Source organism: Streptomyces sp. NPDC091272 (assembly GCF_044757485.1).
Taxonomy (GTDB): domain Bacteria; phylum Actinomycetota; class Actinomycetes; order Streptomycetales; family Streptomycetaceae; genus Streptomyces.
Map to the genome: position 1 here is coordinate 500,416 of NZ_JBIVVC010000002.1, position 16,013 is coordinate 516,428.

The 16,013-nt window shown below is 68.9% G+C and carries 17 protein-coding genes; 3 read left to right on the forward strand and 14 right to left on the reverse strand.

Annotation, left to right across the window (positions count from 1 at the left end):
* Positions 1 to 93 precede the first annotated feature (93 nt).
* Positions 94 to 657, forward strand: a complete 564-nt coding sequence (locus tag ACIQM4_RS07035) for a DinB family protein (protein ID WP_401587125.1) — start codon at positions 94 to 96, stop codon at positions 655 to 657.
* Between the two features lie 28 nt (positions 658 to 685).
* On the opposite strand, the gene ACIQM4_RS07040 is transcribed toward ACIQM4_RS07035, so the two are convergent.
* On the reverse strand, positions 686 to 877 hold the full coding sequence (locus tag ACIQM4_RS07040; protein ID WP_401587128.1) for a hypothetical protein: 192 nt from the start codon (positions 875 to 877) through the stop codon (positions 686 to 688).
* Positions 878 to 888: 11 nt separating this feature from the next.
* Positions 889 to 1,740 (reverse strand): helix-turn-helix domain-containing protein, encoded by an 852-nt coding sequence (locus tag ACIQM4_RS07045; RefSeq protein ID WP_401587131.1) that lies wholly within the window; start codon positions 1,738 to 1,740, stop codon positions 889 to 891.
* Positions 1,741 to 2,021: 281 nt separating this feature from the next.
* On the opposite strand from ACIQM4_RS07045, the gene ACIQM4_RS07050 reads away from it, so the two are divergent.
* Entirely contained in the window at positions 2,022 to 2,498 is a 477-nt protein-coding gene (locus ACIQM4_RS07050) for an ATP-binding protein (protein ID WP_401587134.1), read from the forward strand.
* 53 nt (positions 2,499 to 2,551) lie between these two features.
* On the opposite strand, the gene ACIQM4_RS07055 is transcribed toward ACIQM4_RS07050, so the two are convergent.
* The 12 genes from ACIQM4_RS07055 to ACIQM4_RS07110 all read right to left on the reverse strand — a co-directional run bounded on the left by ACIQM4_RS07055 (position 2,552) and on the right by ACIQM4_RS07110 (position 14,421).
* The gene (locus ACIQM4_RS07055; protein ID WP_401587136.1) at positions 2,552 to 3,160 is read right to left on the reverse strand and encodes an OmpA family protein; all 609 of its coding nucleotides are present in this window, start codon (positions 3,158 to 3,160) and stop codon (positions 2,552 to 2,554) included.
* Between the two features lie 697 nt (positions 3,161 to 3,857).
* On the reverse strand, positions 3,858 to 4,478 hold the full coding sequence (locus ACIQM4_RS07060; RefSeq protein ID WP_401588165.1) for a pilus assembly protein TadG-related protein: 621 nt from the start codon (positions 4,476 to 4,478) through the stop codon (positions 3,858 to 3,860).
* Positions 4,475 to 4,711, reverse strand: coding sequence for a hypothetical protein (locus ACIQM4_RS07065; protein ID WP_401588273.1), 237 nt, complete (start codon positions 4,709 to 4,711; stop codon positions 4,475 to 4,477). The genes ACIQM4_RS07060 and ACIQM4_RS07065 overlap by 4 nt, the downstream gene beginning before the upstream one ends.
* A 128-nt stretch (positions 4,712 to 4,839) precedes the next feature.
* Entirely contained in the window at positions 4,840 to 5,892 is a 1,053-nt protein-coding gene (locus ACIQM4_RS07070) for a response regulator (RefSeq protein WP_401587139.1), read from the reverse strand.
* Between the two features lie 49 nt (positions 5,893 to 5,941).
* Positions 5,942 to 7,375, reverse strand: coding sequence for a sensor histidine kinase (locus ACIQM4_RS07075; RefSeq protein ID WP_401588167.1), 1,434 nt, complete (start codon positions 7,373 to 7,375; stop codon positions 5,942 to 5,944).
* Between the two features lie 5 nt (positions 7,376 to 7,380).
* Complete coding sequence (locus tag ACIQM4_RS07080) at positions 7,381 to 8,271, reverse strand: DUF5936 domain-containing protein (protein WP_401587141.1); 891 nt, start codon at positions 8,269 to 8,271, stop codon at positions 7,381 to 7,383.
* A gap of 14 nt (positions 8,272 to 8,285) precedes the next feature.
* Positions 8,286 to 9,221 (reverse strand): type II secretion system F family protein, encoded by a 936-nt coding sequence (locus tag ACIQM4_RS07085; RefSeq protein ID WP_401587144.1) that lies wholly within the window; start codon positions 9,219 to 9,221, stop codon positions 8,286 to 8,288.
* A gap of 8 nt (positions 9,222 to 9,229) precedes the next feature.
* The gene (locus ACIQM4_RS07090; protein WP_401587146.1) at positions 9,230 to 10,567 is read right to left on the reverse strand and encodes a CpaF family protein; all 1,338 of its coding nucleotides are present in this window, start codon (positions 10,565 to 10,567) and stop codon (positions 9,230 to 9,232) included.
* Between the two features lie 67 nt (positions 10,568 to 10,634).
* Positions 10,635 to 11,051 (reverse strand): TadE/TadG family type IV pilus assembly protein, encoded by a 417-nt coding sequence (locus tag ACIQM4_RS07095; RefSeq protein WP_401587149.1) that lies wholly within the window; start codon positions 11,049 to 11,051, stop codon positions 10,635 to 10,637.
* A complete protein-coding gene (locus ACIQM4_RS07100) occupies positions 11,048 to 12,685 on the reverse strand; it encodes a CpaE family protein (protein ID WP_401587151.1) in 1,638 nt (545 codons plus the stop codon). Before ACIQM4_RS07100 ends, ACIQM4_RS07095 begins: the two co-directional genes overlap by 4 nt.
* Positions 12,686 to 12,752: 67 nt before the next feature.
* Positions 12,753 to 13,460 carry a Flp pilus assembly protein CpaB gene (cpaB, locus tag ACIQM4_RS07105; RefSeq protein ID WP_401587153.1) on the reverse strand — a complete coding sequence of 236 codons (708 nt, stop codon included), beginning with the start codon at positions 13,458 to 13,460 and terminating at the stop codon, positions 12,753 to 12,755.
* Positions 13,461 to 13,572: 112 nt separating this feature from the next.
* Positions 13,573 to 14,421: a hypothetical protein gene (locus ACIQM4_RS07110; RefSeq protein WP_401588170.1), complete on the reverse strand. Its 849-nt coding sequence runs from the start codon at positions 14,419 to 14,421 to the stop codon at positions 13,573 to 13,575.
* Positions 14,422 to 14,803: 382 nt separating this feature from the next.
* Here ACIQM4_RS07110 and ACIQM4_RS07115 point away from each other — a divergent pair, with 382 nt between their 5' ends.
* Positions 14,804 to 15,859 (forward strand): chitinase, encoded by a 1,056-nt coding sequence (locus ACIQM4_RS07115; protein WP_401587156.1) that lies wholly within the window; start codon positions 14,804 to 14,806, stop codon positions 15,857 to 15,859.
* Positions 15,860 to 16,013 lie beyond the last annotated feature (154 nt).

The window sequence follows — 16,013 nt, forward strand, 5'->3', positions numbered from 1 at the left end:
TGCTCATCTAGGACGGGGACTGACCTATACGCCCCCTACTGTGCTCCTTGTCCGAGGGAAACAGGACGACGACAGCGACAGAAGGCAGGCGCCATGACCGACAACGAGCAGGCCCCCCTCCACTCCGCCGCCACGACGACCCCGGCCGTCAGCCGCGAACGCGCCGACCTGCTGGAGGTGCTCGCCAAGCAGCGGCACTTCCTGCGGCTCACCACCCAGAACCTCACGGACGAGCAGGCCCGGTTGCGGCCCACCGCCAGCGAACTGTGTCTGGGTGGCCTCATCAAGCACGTCACCGAGGTCGAGAGGAACTGGTGCCGGTTCATCCTGGAAGGCCCCTCGGCGATGGGCGACTTCAACAAGATGACGGACGAGGACTGGGCGGCGCGGGCCAACGGGTTCCTGCTGCTCCCCGACGAGACGCTGGAAGGCGTACTGGCCGAGTACGAGAAGGTCGCCGCCCAGACCGACGAGCTCGTCGTCAGCCTCCCGGACCTGAACGCCGAGCACGCGCTGCCGCCCGCCCCGTGGAACGAGCCGGGCAAGCACTGGTCGGCCCGCCAGGTGCTGATGCACGTCGCCACGGAGACGGCCCAGCACGCGGGCCACGCGGACATCATCCGCGAGACCGTGGACGGTCAGAAGAGCATGGGCTGACGGGCGGATGACGAGCGGGCGGGCCACCTCAGAGCAGGTGGTCCGCCTTGCCGGCCTTGATGTCGCGAATGAGGTTGCGGAGGGCTTCCCGGGTGTCGGTGAGGGGGGCGTCCTCCGCGCCGAGGACGGCGATGTAGGCGTTGTCGGCGGTGTCGGTGCCGAGGCGGAAGCAGCTCGCGCCTTCGCCGCAGTACGGTTCTTCCCACTCGATGTCCGGCACGGGCACTCTCCTCACAGTTCACGGGCGACGGCGTGGATGAAGCCCCGCGACTTCTCCGGCGACAGGGCGAGGTCTTCCATCCAGTCCAGATGGGCACGGTACTTCGCGAGCTGCGCGTCGCCATAGAGGAATTCGGGTCCGTGTGTGCTGTCTATCTGCACGGTGTCCAGCTGCGGCACGGGACCTTCCGCATAGTTCACCGTCTGCCCGGCTCCGGGGAACGCCCCGGCGTCGAAGGGGATCACGCGCAACGTGATGTTGTCCCGCTCCGACAGTACGAGCAGATGCTCAAGCTGTGCGCGGGCCACCCTTCGTCCGCCGAACTGCATGCGTAGAGCGGCTTCGTGCACGACACCGATGTACGCGGTAGCGGTACTCCCGTTCAGCACCTGCTGCCGCTCCACGCGGTAAGCGAGCCGCAACGCCACCTCGTGCGCGGGAAGTTGCGGGACGACGACCCGGAACACCGCCATGGCGTGGTCGCTGGTCTGCAGGATGCCCGGGATGTGCACCGAGTGCGCGGAACGCATTCGCGTCGCATGCGCTTCCAGCTCGGCGATGTCCAGAAGGGCCGCAGGCAGCGAGCCCCGGTAGCGGTCCCACCAACTCTTGGCACGCGGACGTGCCATGTCCACCAGCGCTTCGAGGTATGCCGCGTCGGCGCAGTCACAGTTGCAGGCGAGCGTGCGCAGCCGCTCCTCGCTGATCGCCCTGATCCCTTGCTCGATGTTGGAGACCTTGGAACGGTCGACGCCCAGCAAGCCGGCTGCGGTCTCCGCCGACACGTTGGCTGCGAGCCGCATCTTGCGCACTTCGCTGCCAAGTCGCTTCTGTCGTTCGGTCGGTGAGGTTCTCGCGGACATCCTGCTCCCTTCCTCGGACTTCTTCCGGCAGTCTGCCGTGCCCACAGTCGCGTTGTGCACCATCGGGTGACACAAATCCGGGATTGGGTGGTCAATTGATCCCGCATCACCCTACAGTCAGTAGTGCACCGACTACGCAGTCGAGTTGGAAGTGCATCGCGCGAGCCTGCCCGCGGTCTCCTTTCCCTGGGAGGGGCGGTCTCGTGCCAGGGAGACAGGCCACTGCTCAACGGCGTACCAGGTGTCAGCCGAACAGCCTGCACGAACAAGGGAGTTCAGCCATGACGTCGAGCGCCATTCTCTGCCCGGCCACCGCACGCCCGGAGGCGGTGCCAGCCAGAACCACGTACGACGAAGCCGACGGACTCGCGCTCAGCCTGACCGTACGGGGGGAACCTCGCAGCGCCGGGATCGTACGGACCGCGGTCCGCGCGGCCCTGCACGCCCACCACCTGGACGGGTACGGCCCGGTGACGGCCCTCGCCGCGACCGAGCTCATCGCCGTGGCGAGCCGGCTGACCTGCGACGCCGACCTGTACGTCTCGCTGCGCCACCGCGCCGACGCCCTACGGCTGATCGTGTGGGACCAGCACCCGCCCCATGCCGATCCGGACGCCGCGTCGCTCTGCTTCGTACGCCGACGAAGGGCGCTGTGGCTGCTGGCGGAGGCGGTCGAGGACTGGGGCGGCGAGTGGGACGTGTGCGACGCGTTGCCGCCACATCGGGGGGTCAAGTCATGGGTGAATCTGCCGCGTTGACGGCGGAGCCCGTCACGAAGGCGTCCTTCGTGACGGGCACACGGGCGGGCGGCTCAGGCGCCTGAACCCGGGTTGGTACCCGCGTTGGGGGCGTCGCCGCGCGGGAAGGTGACCTCGACGCGGCGGTTCTTCTTGCGGCCCTCTTCGGTGGCGTTGTCGGCAATGGGGTAGTCCTCGCTGTACCCGCGCACTTCAAAGGTGACGTTGGACCCGAGGGTCTTGGTCAGCTCCAGCTGAACCATGTCGGCGCGCTTCTTGGAGAGCTTGGCACCGTGCTCGTACGAGCCGAGGTTGTCGGTGAACCCGAAAACACGGATCTTGGTCGCCTTGTTGGTCATGGCCTCCTGCCCGATGGCCTTGATCCGGGACGAGGCGGCGGCGTTGAGCTTGTCGCTGTCCTTGGGAAACAGGACCTCGGCCTGCAGCGCGAACTTGACGTCGGAGTTGGTGTCTTCGCGACGTTCTTCGCCGCCCGTGTCTTCGACGACGGACTTGATGTCGAGGACCCGAGCGGGGGCCAAAGTTGCGCCGCCCGCGAGCTTCAGGCCGGGGGCGTTGGCGTCCACTTCGGGAGCCTCAACCGAGGTAACACTGCCAGGGGGGACGCTGGGGTTCGGACCCGGATCAGCGGCTGCGCTCGTGCCCCCCAGTGCCACGATCATTGAGGCAACGGCGCACGAGGCCGTACCCCGCACCCTTGGTCGACTTCGAGAATTGGCGAAGGACACGGCTACTCCCCGTCCGAGATCTCGATGGTGGCCGGTGGCATGTCACCAACCTGGAAGTCCACGCTCTTCGTGCTCGCTGGTGGAGCGGGGAACTGGGCGAACCATGCACTCTCCTGATTGGCCGCCACACCGACACCAAAACTGGTGCACAAGCACCGGCCATCAGTGTCGCGGAGGACTAGGTACTTCTTTTTTCCCTGCTTGTCCGTCAATGAAGCCCCCGCCACGGAAGGCCCATTAGAGGCAAGCTCCGTTTCGGTACCCTGCCAGTTAGGAGCAGCCCAATGCGCACTTCCCCCGTTTCTCACCTTTCCCCCCAGGGTGAGGAATCCACCCTGGTCACGGATAGCTGAGTTAACAGTGAGAGTGATGCTGTTCGCGCCCCTGACTTCAGCCAGGACCGTATCCTCCGCCGCCGGGGTCGTAGGAGCCTGTGAATTGGGCTCCTTCCCGTCACCCTTGGCCGGTGGCTGCGAGTTCGCAGGAGGGTTTGCATCCCCGCCCCCACCATCACCTCCACAACCGGCCACCGTGAGGGCCAAGCCAGTCGTGATCGCCAAAGCGGTCAGTGCCGTTCGGGCCTTCGTGGTGCGCCACATGGTCATCGGGAACTCTTCCTTCTTCTAGACATTCACTGGCCCTCGGCGAGGTGCACCGAGAAGAGATCTTTCGCTTTGGGCAAGGCTCCTGGGTCTACGTCAGCGATGTCCTTCGGATCTAATTCCCAGACGCCGCTACCCCTGCAGTCAATGACGACCAGCTTCGCCAGGTCCGCATCAGGAGCAATCGCACAGAGGGGTTCGATGACTGCTGTCGCATGTGCACGTGCATGGGTTCCCTCCGTACCGGGGAGGAGTGACTTTCCAACCGTGTACTGCGTCTCGATATTCGCCGTGAAGGCAGGGTCACCCTGCACCCAGGCAAACTGAATTCCGGATAGGTCCGATCTGTTCGACGCAGCCAATTGTGCGGCCGCACCTTCCCCGCTTCCCTCGAAGCCCTTCGCATCCAGCCAATCCGCCAGGGTTTCGGGGTTGGCAATGTCGTCGAAGAACCCCTGGGTCAGCTCGTCCCGTACATCCTGAGCGGCAGCCAACGCCGCCGCGTCGGCAGCGGACTGGCCACCGTTCCGTGCCACCGCGGCTTGGGCGAAGGCGAAGTACACGAACGCAAGAAAGAGCAGACCCCCCACCACCACCACGTACATGGGAAGGGTCTGCCCTCGGTCACCGCTCTGGTGGACGCGCCTCAGCCAGCGGTGATACGCCCAACAGCCGCCGTGAGAGCGGCTGAAATCGTTGCACCCAGATTCGTCCCCCGCACCGCCACCACAATCAACGCGATGATCACCACCAGCCCCGCGTACTCCACGATGCTCGCGCCCCGGTCCGCCTTCTTGTGCATCCGGTCGACAACCGTGTCGCGCCACTGTCCGACCGCGACCACTGCCTTCGCTGCTGCCTTGTTCGTGATGTCCTGCGCCATGGGGACGGCCTCCGAGTTCGGCGTGCGTTTCTTGGTCCGTGCGGTCGCTCGATCTGCCGGCAACGTACTCCCGGCGCAGTCGCTCCACGGAGGGTCCGTGGGCCCATCTCCGGGCCCAAAGTCCAGGTTCAGTCACGGCCGGTCCCCCCTCCCCCGAAGCCCCGTCGACCACTCCTCGCCGTGCCCACCCACCTGGCGATCGCTTCGCTCCGCGCCGTGCTGTGCAGTTTCGCGAAGATGCGGTTGATGTGGTTCTTGACCGTCTTCTCGCTGATGAAGCAGGTGGCGGCGATTTGCTGGTTGCTCATGCCTGCCGCTATGAGATCCATGACCTCCACCTCCCTCGCACTCAGCCCGTACGCCTGCCGCTCGTGCTCCAACGGGTACTGTGGCATGCTTGGTTGCAGGTGCGAAGGAGTCTGCCCACGATGTGAGGAACTTGAGACATCTGGACCCGAGTTGCCACCCTGCCGTGTATGTGCAGTCGCACTACGGCCTGTCGGCGGGACGCCCGTCGTGTTCATCGACCCCAGCCCTTCCGGCAGTGACGCCGCTCCGGTGTCGGCCCGCATATGAGCCAGCAAGGCGTTCTGTGCCGACGCCGTGAAGTGGGCCCTTCCCTCCTTGATGTCCCGTACCGCGCCCACCAGTTGCTCGGCAGTGAACTCGCCGTGCACGACATAGCCGCCCGCTCCGAGTCGCAGGGCCTCCTGCACGATCTCGTTCTCCCGGCTGTACGTCAGCATCATCACCGGTGCCACCTTGACCAGGTGCGGCAGCGCGGACAGGCCGTCCACGCCCGGCATCCGCACGTCGAGCAGGACCACGTCCGGGCGGAAGTGCTGAGCCGCGGCGAGTGCCTGGCGGCCGTCGGTGGCCTCGGCGACCACGTCGACGTCGGCGCGGGAGTCCAGGAGGGCGGTCAGGCCTGCCCGTACGACCGGGTTGTCGTCGACGATCACCACCCGCAGGGCGGGCCGCGGAGTGAAGGGGTCCGTGGGGTCGGGTGGGAAAGGGGTCTGGAACGCCGCCTCCGGCGGAAGGGCAGGGACGGCGGTCCCGTGGGGAGTGTGTTCCGAGCGCGGTTCGACCGTGTGCGAGGACGTGTGCTGGGACATGTGCGTCGACGCGGCCTGGGGGCCTGGGTGGGACGAGGTGCGTTCGTGGCGTGCTTCCGACATGGTGCGGCCTCCTCTCGGGGGTTGGGGGCGGGGGCGACGTGCGACAGGACTAGTCCGGGTGCGAGGGGTCGGGGGCTTGGCCAGGGTGAGAGAGATCAGGGGCGTGATCCGCATGCGAGGGCATGGGTTCCGGTGGCGCGGTGGGGGTGCTGAGGGCCGAGAACGCCGAGACCGGGAGCTCCAGGCGTACCTCCGTGCCACGTTCACCGCTGCCCCGGCCGATGCGGATGCGGGCGCCGATGCCCGCGGCCCGCTCCACCATCCCGACCAGGCCGAAGTGGCCGGCCCTGCGCAGCTCGTCCAGCTGGAGTCCGGGCGGCAGGCCCCTACCGTCGTCGACGACGCTGATGCGGAGCGTGCCGTCGACGGTGCCGAGCTCGACGGTGACGTGCTCCGGGCGGGCGTGGCGGTGGCTGTTCTCCATCGCCTCGGTGGCGACCGTGACGAGCTGGCGGGCCACGGCGTGCGGGACCGGAGGGGTGGCGGCGGTGCCCAACGGGACCAGCCGCGCGGGGACGCCGGTCCTCGCGGTGAAGTCCTTCACCCGGGAGGCCAGCTCGTCCGCCACGTCCACACCCCGCTCCTCGTAGTCCGCGCGGCGGCGCAGGTCGGAGAGGATCTCGCGGGACTCCGCCGCCGCTCGGCGGGCCGAGCGCGCCACCATGCCCGCCTGGTGCTTCACCGTCATCGGGTCCATGCGGTCGGCCGAGGTGGCGAGGCTCTCGGCGGCCAGGGCGACGCCGTGCAGGGTCTTGGCCACCGAGTCGTGCATCTCGCGGGCGAGACGGGCCCGTTCCTCCTCCACCGCGTCCGTGACGGCGAGCCGCGCCTTCGCCTCCGAGAGGGCCTGGGTCGCCTCGCCGAAGCGGAACATGAGGTTGCGCAGGGTCACTCCGACGACTCCGGCCGCCACACAGAAGGCGCTTATCAGCAGGGTGCTGGCGGGCCCCGCCATCCTGCTCTCCCACGCCACGTACGCCGCCCCGAGCAGAAGGATCTGTACGACGGCGAAGACGCCGGCGCCCCGCCACCCGTACAGCAGTCCGGCCAGGAGCGGGGTGCAGACCGTTGCGTAGCCGAGCGCGGAGTCGGGCGAGGCCGTCAGCAGGAGTACGGAGCCGAAGGCGAGGTCGGCGGCCATCAGCGAGCGGTACTTGATGAGGAGCGGGGCGAAGGTCTCCCAGTCGCGCAGCATGGCGTAGGAGCCGACGAAACTGACCACCACCGCCGCCCCGACGAGGGCCACACCGAAGTGCCCGTCGGCGCGTCCCAGGGCGAAGGGGGCACCCAGCGCGATCATCGTGAGCCGGAAGCCGAAGACCTGGCGGCAGAGGGCCTGGAGCGCGTTGGTCTGGATGCGGATGCTCGGGGCGGGGGCGTCCTCGGCCAGGGCGGAGGCCGGGGTGGGCTCCTGGCTGTGGACGCCGCCCAGTAACACTCCGGCCCTGCTGCGGAGGCCGCTACGGAGGCTCGGTGGGGACATCGCCGTCATCCGCTGAAGAGGGAACCGAAGTCGGCGTCGGACCCGAGGAACATGTTCGCGACGATGAGGATCAGGGTCGCCGGGATCATGAAGGTGAGGGTGACGACCGTCGTCTTGGGGATGGCCTTGGCCGCGCGGCGCCGTGAGTTCTGTGCGTCGGTGCGGCGCATGTCGTTGGCGATCTGGATGAGGGTCTCGGCGATGGGCGAACCCAGCTCCTCACCCTGCTGGAGAGCGGTGACGAACTGGGAGACCTGCTCCGACTCGTTGCGCCTGCGCAGTTCCTCGAAGGCCTGGCGGCGGCTGACGCCCATGTCCATCTGGCGCAGGGTGATGCGCAGTTCGTCGGCCCAGGGCCCTTCGTACTTCTCGGCCACCCGGTCCAGGGCCTGGCGGAAGCCGAGTCCCGCGCTCACGACGACCGCGAGGACGTCGAGGAAGTCGGGGATGGTGCGTTCGATGACGTCCTTGCGGGCACGGACCGCCTGCCAGATCAGTGCGTCCGCGGCGAACCAGCCGTAGGCCAGGGCGAAGACCGCGAAGAGCGTCATCCCGTTGATGAGCAGCAGGAATCCGGTGACGACGCCGAAGATGCCGTACGAGGCACGGCGGGCCGCGTAGCGGTCGACGGTGAGTCCACCGGGGTTGCCCGCCATGTCGATCTTGCGACGCTTCTTGTCCACCATGGCGGGGCCCATCGCCCTGAGCACCGAGGGCGCGAAGCGGATGCCGAAGCGGTCGATCAGTGAGTCCTTGGCGGACACGCGGGACGCGCCGACCTCCAGGGCGACGGCGAGGTCGCCGGGCACCTTGGCCTCGGCCCGGTACATCCGGATCCCTTGGATGACGCCGGTGACGCTCAGGGCCAGGGCCAGCGCGAGCAGCAGTCCGATCATGTCCGTCCAGCCCCTCAGACTTCGATCTTGCCGAGACGGCGCATCACGATGAATCCGAGTGCGTAGAGGGCGATGGCGACGATGACGACGGCCTGGCCGATCGGGTTGCCGGTCATCTTGGCGAGGGAGCCTGGCGTCATGCTGTTCAGCATGATCATCGCGCCGAGTCCGAGCAGCGGAATCGTGTACGCGGTGGCGTTGACCTCCGAGAGCATCGTGCGGACCTCGCGCCTGGTCTCCTTGCGCTCCTCCAGGGTCTCGGTGAGGTTGCGCAGCGATCCGACGACGGTGCCGCCCGCGCGGTTGGAGAGCACCAGCGTCGTGACGAGTACGACGAGTTCGCGGGACGGCAGACGTTCGGCGAGTTCACCCAGGGCGTCGTCGATGGACCGGCCGACCGCCAACTGGCTGGCGACCGTCGCCAGTTCCTCGCCCGCCGGGGCCTCCAGCTCCTCCGCCGCCATGCCCAGGGCGGTCCGCAGCGCGAGACCTGCCGCGGTCGCGTTGGCGAGGATGCGGGAGAGGTCGGGGAGCTGGTTGATGAACGCCTCGATGCGCTTCTGCCGCTGCCAGTTGAGGAAGGTGTTGGCCGCCCAGATCGCCACCAGCCCTGCCACGGGGCCGAAGAACGGGGCGAGGACCGAGGAGGCGATCAGCCACAGCGCGGCGACGCCTCCCAGTACGTACACGAAGAACTCGCCCGGGGTCAGGTCGAGGCCGGTCGCGGCGAGGCGGAGCTGAAGTCTCCTGCCGAGCGCGGTCTTGCGGAGTCTGCGGTCGACGGCCGCGAAGTTGCGGCGGCGCCCCGAGGAGTGGCCCGTGGTGAGGACGAGGCGGTCCTCCAGGGCGGCACGCTGGGCACGGCCGGAGGTGTAGGTGTGGATGCCGAGTATCGCCAGGAGGCAGCAGAGCAGTGTCGCGCCCGTCGCCAGCGTTGCGGGGTTGTCCATGACCGTACCTACCGGGCCTCTCGCAGATAGAGGGAATCCTGGTCGTTGACCACGCCGAACGCGGGCGGGACGGTCTCGCCCACGAGGTACAGCCGTTCCGCCACGCGGCGCGGCAGCGGCAGGTGCTCGAAGTACCCGTGGACGAGGCGGTCCGCGCTCATGGGCTGGGCGAGGAAGCGGGAGACGGTCGCTATCTGGAACTGCTCGCGGCCGTGCGAGACGAGGATGGCCATCTCGCTGATCTTGCGCGAGCCGTCGGGCAGCCGGGCGAGTTGCACGATGACGTCGACGGCGCTGTTGATCTGGTCCTTGAGCGCCTCGAAGGGAATCTCGACCTCCGACATCGAACCGAGTGTCTGCAGACGCATCAGCGCGTCCTCGGCGCTGTTGGAGTGGACGGTGGCGAGCGAACCGTCGTGGCCCGTGGACATGGCCTGGAGCATGTCGAGCGTCTCGCCGCCTCGGACCTCACCGACGATGATGCGGTCGGGGCGCATACGCAGTGAGTTGCGGACCAGGTCGCGGATGGTGATCTGGCCCTTGCCCTCCACGTTGGCCGGCCTGGTTTCGAGACGGATCACGTGGGCCTGCTGGAGCTGGAGCTCGGCGGCGTCCTCGATGGTGATGATGCGCTCCCGCTCCGGGATGAGACCGGAGAGGGAGTTCAGGAGCGTGGTCTTCCCCGAACCCGTACCGCCGGAGACGATCAGGTTGAAGCGGGCCCGGACGAACGCGGACAGCAGCATCAGCATCTGGTGGTCCAGGGTGCCGAGCGCGATCAGCTCGTCCAGCCGGTAAGCCTTCGGGAAGCGCCGGATGGTGAGTGTGGGGCCGGTGAGGGAGAGCGGCGGGATGATGACGTTGACGCGCTCGCCGGAGGGCAGGCGGGCGTCGACCATCGGATTCGACTCGTCCACCCGGCGGTTGACGGTGGAGACGATGCGCTCGATGGTCTGCATGAGCTGCTCGTTGGAGGCGAACCGCATGGGCAGCTGTTCCACCCGCCCGGCGCGCTCGACGAAGATCGAGTCGGGGCCGTTCACCATGATCTCGGTGATGGAGGCGTCTTCGAGGAGCGGTTCGAGGACACCCAGGCCGAGGGCCTCGTCGACGACCCGGCGGATCAGCTGGGAGCGCTCGGAGGTGGAGAGGACCGGGCCTTCACGGCTGATGATGTGGCCGAGCACGCGCTCCAGGCGGGCCCGGCGCTCGGCCGCCGCGAGGGAGGACATCTCGGCGAGGTCGATCTCTTCGAGCAGTTTCGCCCGGTAGGTGGCGACCAGGTGGCCGTCCTCCCGCCCCCCGCCGTGCTCCTCGGGGGCGGCGATTCGTTGCCGCAGGCTCATGTGGGTCCGTTTCTGGTACGTGTGCGGGTGCGTGCTGACGGGCTCGGGGCCCTGGCTCGGACTGCTGCTAGGTACGGTCGTCGCTGGGCATCGTGACGGTGCGGGTCACCGGGCCGAAGAGGTTGACCCCGGGGAAGACGGAGGGGACCTGGATGGTGGCCGTGCCGACGACGGAGTCGCCGTCGGGGGCGGAGATGGTGGCGCGTCCCCGCATCCAGCCGCTGATCGAGGCCATGCCTGCGGCCTCCCCGGTGCCCGGTTCCAGGGACGCGGCCCGCGCGGCCGCTCTCGCCGCCGTGCCCGCCTGCGAGCCCGCGTAGCCGATGAGTCCCAGCTGGATGACTGCGACGGCCACGATCAGCAGGATCGGCAGGAAACCGGTGAACTCCAGGATCGACGAACCTCGGTCCCGGCGGCTCCGGGTACGCAGGGCGTCCCGCAGCCGCGGCCGGCGCGTCGTCGTGCGCACGGACGGCATGCTCATTGCGGGGCCTCCTCGCTGGCCGCGCCGCCGTTGCCGGTGACGTCCCACGGGAGGTTGACCGCCCCGGGGAAGAGCATCGGGGTCCTGAGCTTCACGGTCGATGTCACGACCCCGCCGGCGGGGGCGGGTTGGCATCCCACGTCTGCGCCCGCCCGCCAGCTCGTGGCCACGTTCCGCAGGGCCGCCTGTTGGCACGCCGCCTGCCCGTCACCGCCCGAGGCGTACGCGGCGGCCGCCGCCCGTGCGCCCTCGTCCGCCGCGTTGCCCGCCTGCGTGAAGGTGAAGCCCCACAGCACGCACTGCCAGAGGAGCACCAGCACGAACAGGATCAGCGGTGCCATGCCGGCGAGTTCGACGGTGAGCGCGCCCTTGTCGCTCTTCGTACGGGCTCTGAGGCCCCGTAGCCCGACCGAGCCGCGGTCGCTGCGCATCCGGCCGCCGTGTCCGCCCTTGCCCGTCTCCGCCGACTTCACCAGGCCGAGCTCACCCGCCAGTGCCCACAGAGCCTGCTTGACCGTGCTGCGGCTGTCCAGATCCTGGAGGCGGCCCGCGTCGGCCGCGGACTGGAGCTCCTTGTAGTGGGAGGGGACGGAGCTGCGGGCGACCTTGGTGCCGGTGATCCGCTCGACCAGGGACGGCTGGATCTCGGCGTTGCGGGTGTGGCGGTTGACGACGGTCGTCGTTTCCTCGGCCTTGCGGATCTGGAGCCGCTCCCAGAGCCGCACCATGCGCTTCGCGGCGCGTACGGCGACCACGTCGGGGGTGACGACCAGGAGGGCCTGGTCGGCCATCTCGACGGCTGCCGCGTTGGCGCTGTTCATCTGGGTTCCGCAGTCGACGACCACCACCTCGTACCGGCTGCGCAGCGCGCTGACGACCTGGCGGGCCACCCGGTCGCTGACTTCCTCGCCGCGTTCGCCCTCGGCGGGGGCCAGGAGCAGGGCGATGCCGGTGGCGTGGGTGTAGAGGGCGTCCTGGAGGACGCGGGGCGAGATGTCGGAGATTCCGGCGAGGTCGACGATCGAACGCCGGAACTGCACGTCGAGGTAGGAGGCGACGTCCCCGGACTGGAGGTCGAGGTCGACCAGGGCGACCGACCTTCCGGACGCCCGCGCCGCCAGGGCGAGTTGGACAGAGGTCAGGGTCGCCCCCATGCCGCCCTTCGCGCCGGTCACGGTCACGACGGTGCCGCCCGGACCTGAGAAGACGTCCGGGCCGGCGCCCAGATGGCGTCGTACGCCCACGGACCAGGAAGCGGCGTTGTGCACCCGCGCCGCCAGCTCCTCATAACCCAACGGCAACCCGATCATGCCCCGCGCACCTGAGTCCATCGCCGCCGTGAACACCTGCGGGCTCGTGTCCGCCGAGATCAGTACGACTCCGACCGCGGGGAAGCGCAATGCCACCTCGCGGATCAGTTCCAGCGCGGGCACCGGGCCGATGCGCTCGTGGACCAGCACCACCTCGGGGAGCTCGTCCAGCGACTCCCCCGCCAGCCGGGACAGCGTGTCGAGCAGCGAGGTCGAGTCGGGCGCGGGTGAGGCGGGTTCCGCGTCCGGGAGCTGGCTGAGCAGGGTGATGACGGCTCGGGCGGCGTCCGGGTCGCCCACCGCCGGGAGGATACGCGTCGTCATGCGGCTGCCGTCCTCACTGATTGGTCCCCGGGGAGTCGGCCCCGGGTGGCTGCGTGGCTGCGGATCACTACTTGTCCCCGTTGAGCGTGTACGTACGGTCCCGCGGAGTGACGTTCGGGTCGCTGCCGTCGGCGACCCGGGCCAGCCGGACGTGCTTGGCGAACGACTCGGCGTAGGCGACGCGCTGGGCGTCGAGGGTGCTGAGGGCGAAGGTGATCGGAACCGCGTCCGTGTTGGCGCGGTTGCGGTCCTCCTTCGAGGGGTCGAGAGCGGTGATCTTGCCGACGTCGAGCACCCGCGCACCCGCGACGATCACCCGCGACTGGTCCGCCTCGGTCTTCTCCTTGCCCTCGAAGGTCGCGTAGATGTTGACCCGGGTCCCGGGGTTGATCTTGCCCGCCACACCTGTCGCAGCGTCGATCATGATGGCGATCTCCTGCTCCCCGGCGCTCAGTTCGGGCTTCTTTACGATCATGTCCGTCTGGAGCAGCGAGCCGCCCCTGAGCTGCGTGACCGCGATCTTCCCCCTGATCTCCGAGATGTCGGTGACCGCGTTCTCGGACAGCCATCGCTTCGGGACCTGGATCTTTTCGAACTGGGCGTCGTTCAGGGCCTTGTACGGGGCCACGTCGCCCTTCAGCCGGTACGCCGTCACCTCGGGGCCGACCTTCGAGTTCACGTCGCGGATCACCGAGAGCACGCCGACGAACGCGCCGATGGCGCACAGGACCGACAGGAGCAGCAGAACGATGCCGCGGCGCTGACGTGAGTTCATGGGGCGGGCTACCTCGATCAGGAACGTGGGACCCGGGGGTGGGTCGACGGACGGTGAGCGCGGTGGTGCGCGGGCGGCGGGACGTCGGGGGGCGTACGCGGCCGGCCCGGGGCTATGTCGACCCGCGGTTCAGGGCGCCGGCGGCGCGCGGCGCGTTCTCGGCCGGGGCCACCGGGGCGGAGCAGAAGCCGCAGCGGTCTCCTATCAGCTGGATTCCGCACCAGTGGCACTGCTCGCGGCGCACCGAGGAGACCAGTTGGTAGAGGACCGAGATGTCCGGCAGGAAGGCCGCGAACTCGATCAGCTTGGACGTCCCCCACCAGGCGGGCGACCCGGCCGGCAGCCCGGTCTCCTCGACGCCCTGGACCTGCCAGCCGGCGGCGAGGGTCTCGGTCACCCACGGCGAGGTCAGCTGGCCCTGGGCCACGGCGAGCCGGGTGGAGAACTCGGGGCCGGTCAGGGACTCCTCGCCGCCGACCTTGATCAGCTGCGGTTCCGGGTTGGCCGCCACCGCGAACTGCGCGCCCGGCATCCACGACTTCGCGTGCGACTTCAGGGTGACAGGGACGCGGTCCAGCTTGGTGACGGAGCTGAGCAGCGCGCCCGCGTACACGTAGTGCGAGAGCAGCCGGGCCGCGGAGGCGATCACGCCCGCGCTGAAGTCGCAGACCGAGAGCTGGCGCAGCTGGCGGGCGAGTACGGCGATGCCCAGCGGCGGCAGGTCCAGCTTGAGCAGGGCGATGCGGTCGGTCTCCAGCACCGAGCGGACCGTGTGCAGTCTGCGTTCGTGGGCGGCCGGCAGGGAGGCCGGGTAAAGGGCGACCACATAGCCGTGCCGCTCCAGGGTGACGTTCATTTCGGCCAGCGCCGCGTCCAGCGACTGGGCACCGGGGCCCTGGAGGAGGATCGCGGTCGGTGTCTGGTGGTCGGTCGGCGGCAGCACCAGGTCCGCGCTGGTCACGGCTATCGCTGTCGGCACGTGTCTGTCCCCGCTCCCCGTCGCCCGCCCGTTCCCCGCTCTCACGTGGTGCATCAGCACTTTAGCCACGTCATTCGTGGTAGAGAACAGCTTCCCTGGATCCCGTACGCCCCTCAACTCACCCGGCTCGCAGGGCAGTTGATCTTCCGAAAGCGAGGTATTCGCTCCGTTTGTCCGGCGTGGATCACGGCGACCGCATGTCACTGCGGCACTACCGCTTGTGATCATCCGTTCCGCTTGGCCCCTGCGGGAGAGGGTTTCGGGCCATTCTTCGGCGACCGGGGCCAAAAGCGGTCGACAATGGACGTTCGTGATCCACTGGCTACGTACCTCTCGTAACGCAACCCCCGACTGGAGACAGCACGTGCTCAGCACTTCCCGTAACCGCAGCCGGTTCGCGCGCGGCACGGCGGCCGCCGTCCTGATCACCGGGGCGCTCGGTGCGTGCTCGTCCCCCGACGACGGCGGGTCGGGCACGGGCGGCAACGCCACCGGGGCGGCCACCCCGGCCCGCAAGGCGGTCGGCGCGCCCCAGGTGCCCGCGCACGCCCTGACCGGTTACTGGCAGAACTTCACCAACGGCGCCGCGGTCGAGAAGCTCCGCGATGTCTCCGACGCGTACGACATCATCGCCGTCTCCTTCGCCGACCTGGCGGGCGAGCGCGGACAGGTCGGGTTCACGCTGAACTCCAAGGCGCTCGGCGGGTACACCGTCGAGGAGTTCAAGGCCGACATCAAGGCCAAGCAGAAGGCCGGAAAGTCCGTGATCATCTCGGTCGGCGGGGAGGACGGCAAGGTGGAGGTCGACGACGGCGAGACCTCGAAGCGGTTCACCGACTCCGTGCTCGCGCTGATGAAGGAGTACGGGTTCGACGGTGTCGACATCGACCTGGAGAACGGTCTCAGCGCCGAGTACATGACCCGTTCGCTCAAGGCCCTGCACCAGAAGGCCGGTGCGAAGCTCGTCGTCACCATGGCCCCGCAGACGGTGGACATGCAGTCGCCGGACAGCGACTACTTCAAGACCGCGCTCAACACCAAGGAGTTCCTGACCGTCGTCAACACCCAGTACTACAACTCGGGTTCCATGAAGGGCTGCGACGGCGAGACGTACCAGCAGGGCAGCGTCGACTTCATCACCGCACTCGCGTGCATCCAGCTGGAGAGCGGCCTCGACCCGTCCCAGGTGGGCCTCGGCCTGCCCACCAACAAGCGCAACGAGAAGGCCGGTTACGTCAAGCCCGCCGTCGTCAACAACGCCCTGGACTGCCTGTCCAAGGGCACCGGCTGCGGGAAGTTCAAGCCCGCGAAGACGTATCCGGGACTGCGCGGCGCCATGGCCTGGTCCACCAACTGGGACGCGACAGACGGCCACGAGTGGTCGAAGTCGGTCGGGGGGCATGTGCGGGCGATGCGGTAGCCGTAGGGGCGCGACCCGGGGGGGGGATCGGGGCCGGGGGGAACGGGGCCGGGGGGGGGGGCCGCCCCGGGGGGGCCCCCCCCCCCGCCCCGCCCCCCCCCCCCCCCCACCCCCCCCCCCCCCCCCCCCCCCCACCCCCCAAAACCCCCCCCCC

What these genes read in the sequence shown, in the direction of transcription:
- ACIQM4_RS07035 (WP_401587125.1), top strand. Translation starts at nt 94, where the DNA reads ATGACCGACAACGAGCAGGCCCCCCTCCACTCCGCCGCCACGACGACC.
- ACIQM4_RS07045 (WP_401587131.1), bottom strand. Translation starts at nt 1,740, where the DNA reads ATGTCCGCGAGAACCTCACCGACCGAACGACAGAAGCGACTTGGCAGC.
- ACIQM4_RS07050 (WP_401587134.1), top strand. Translation starts at nt 2,022, where the DNA reads ATGACGTCGAGCGCCATTCTCTGCCCGGCCACCGCACGCCCGGAGGCG.
- ACIQM4_RS07055 (WP_401587136.1), bottom strand. Translation starts at nt 3,160, where the DNA reads ATGATCGTGGCACTGGGGGGCACGAGCGCAGCCGCTGATCCGGGTCCG.
- ACIQM4_RS07065 (WP_401588273.1), bottom strand. Translation starts at nt 4,711, where the DNA reads ATGGCGCAGGACATCACGAACAAGGCAGCAGCGAAGGCAGTGGTCGCG.
- ACIQM4_RS07070 (WP_401587139.1), bottom strand. Translation starts at nt 5,892, where the DNA reads ATGTCGGAAGCACGCCACGAACGCACCTCGTCCCACCCAGGCCCCCAG.
- ACIQM4_RS07075 (WP_401588167.1), bottom strand. Translation starts at nt 7,375, where the DNA reads ATGTCCCCACCGAGCCTCCGTAGCGGCCTCCGCAGCAGGGCCGGAGTG.
- ACIQM4_RS07080 (WP_401587141.1), bottom strand. Translation starts at nt 8,271, where the DNA reads ATGATCGGACTGCTGCTCGCGCTGGCCCTGGCCCTGAGCGTCACCGGC.
- ACIQM4_RS07085 (WP_401587144.1), bottom strand. Translation starts at nt 9,221, where the DNA reads ATGGACAACCCCGCAACGCTGGCGACGGGCGCGACACTGCTCTGCTGC.
- ACIQM4_RS07090 (WP_401587146.1), bottom strand. Translation starts at nt 10,567, where the DNA reads ATGAGCCTGCGGCAACGAATCGCCGCCCCCGAGGAGCACGGCGGGGGG.
- ACIQM4_RS07095 (WP_401587149.1), bottom strand. Translation starts at nt 11,051, where the DNA reads ATGAGCATGCCGTCCGTGCGCACGACGACGCGCCGGCCGCGGCTGCGG.
- ACIQM4_RS07100 (WP_401587151.1), bottom strand. Translation starts at nt 12,685, where the DNA reads ATGACGACGCGTATCCTCCCGGCGGTGGGCGACCCGGACGCCGCCCGA.
- cpaB (WP_401587153.1), bottom strand. Translation starts at nt 13,460, where the DNA reads ATGAACTCACGTCAGCGCCGCGGCATCGTTCTGCTGCTCCTGTCGGTC.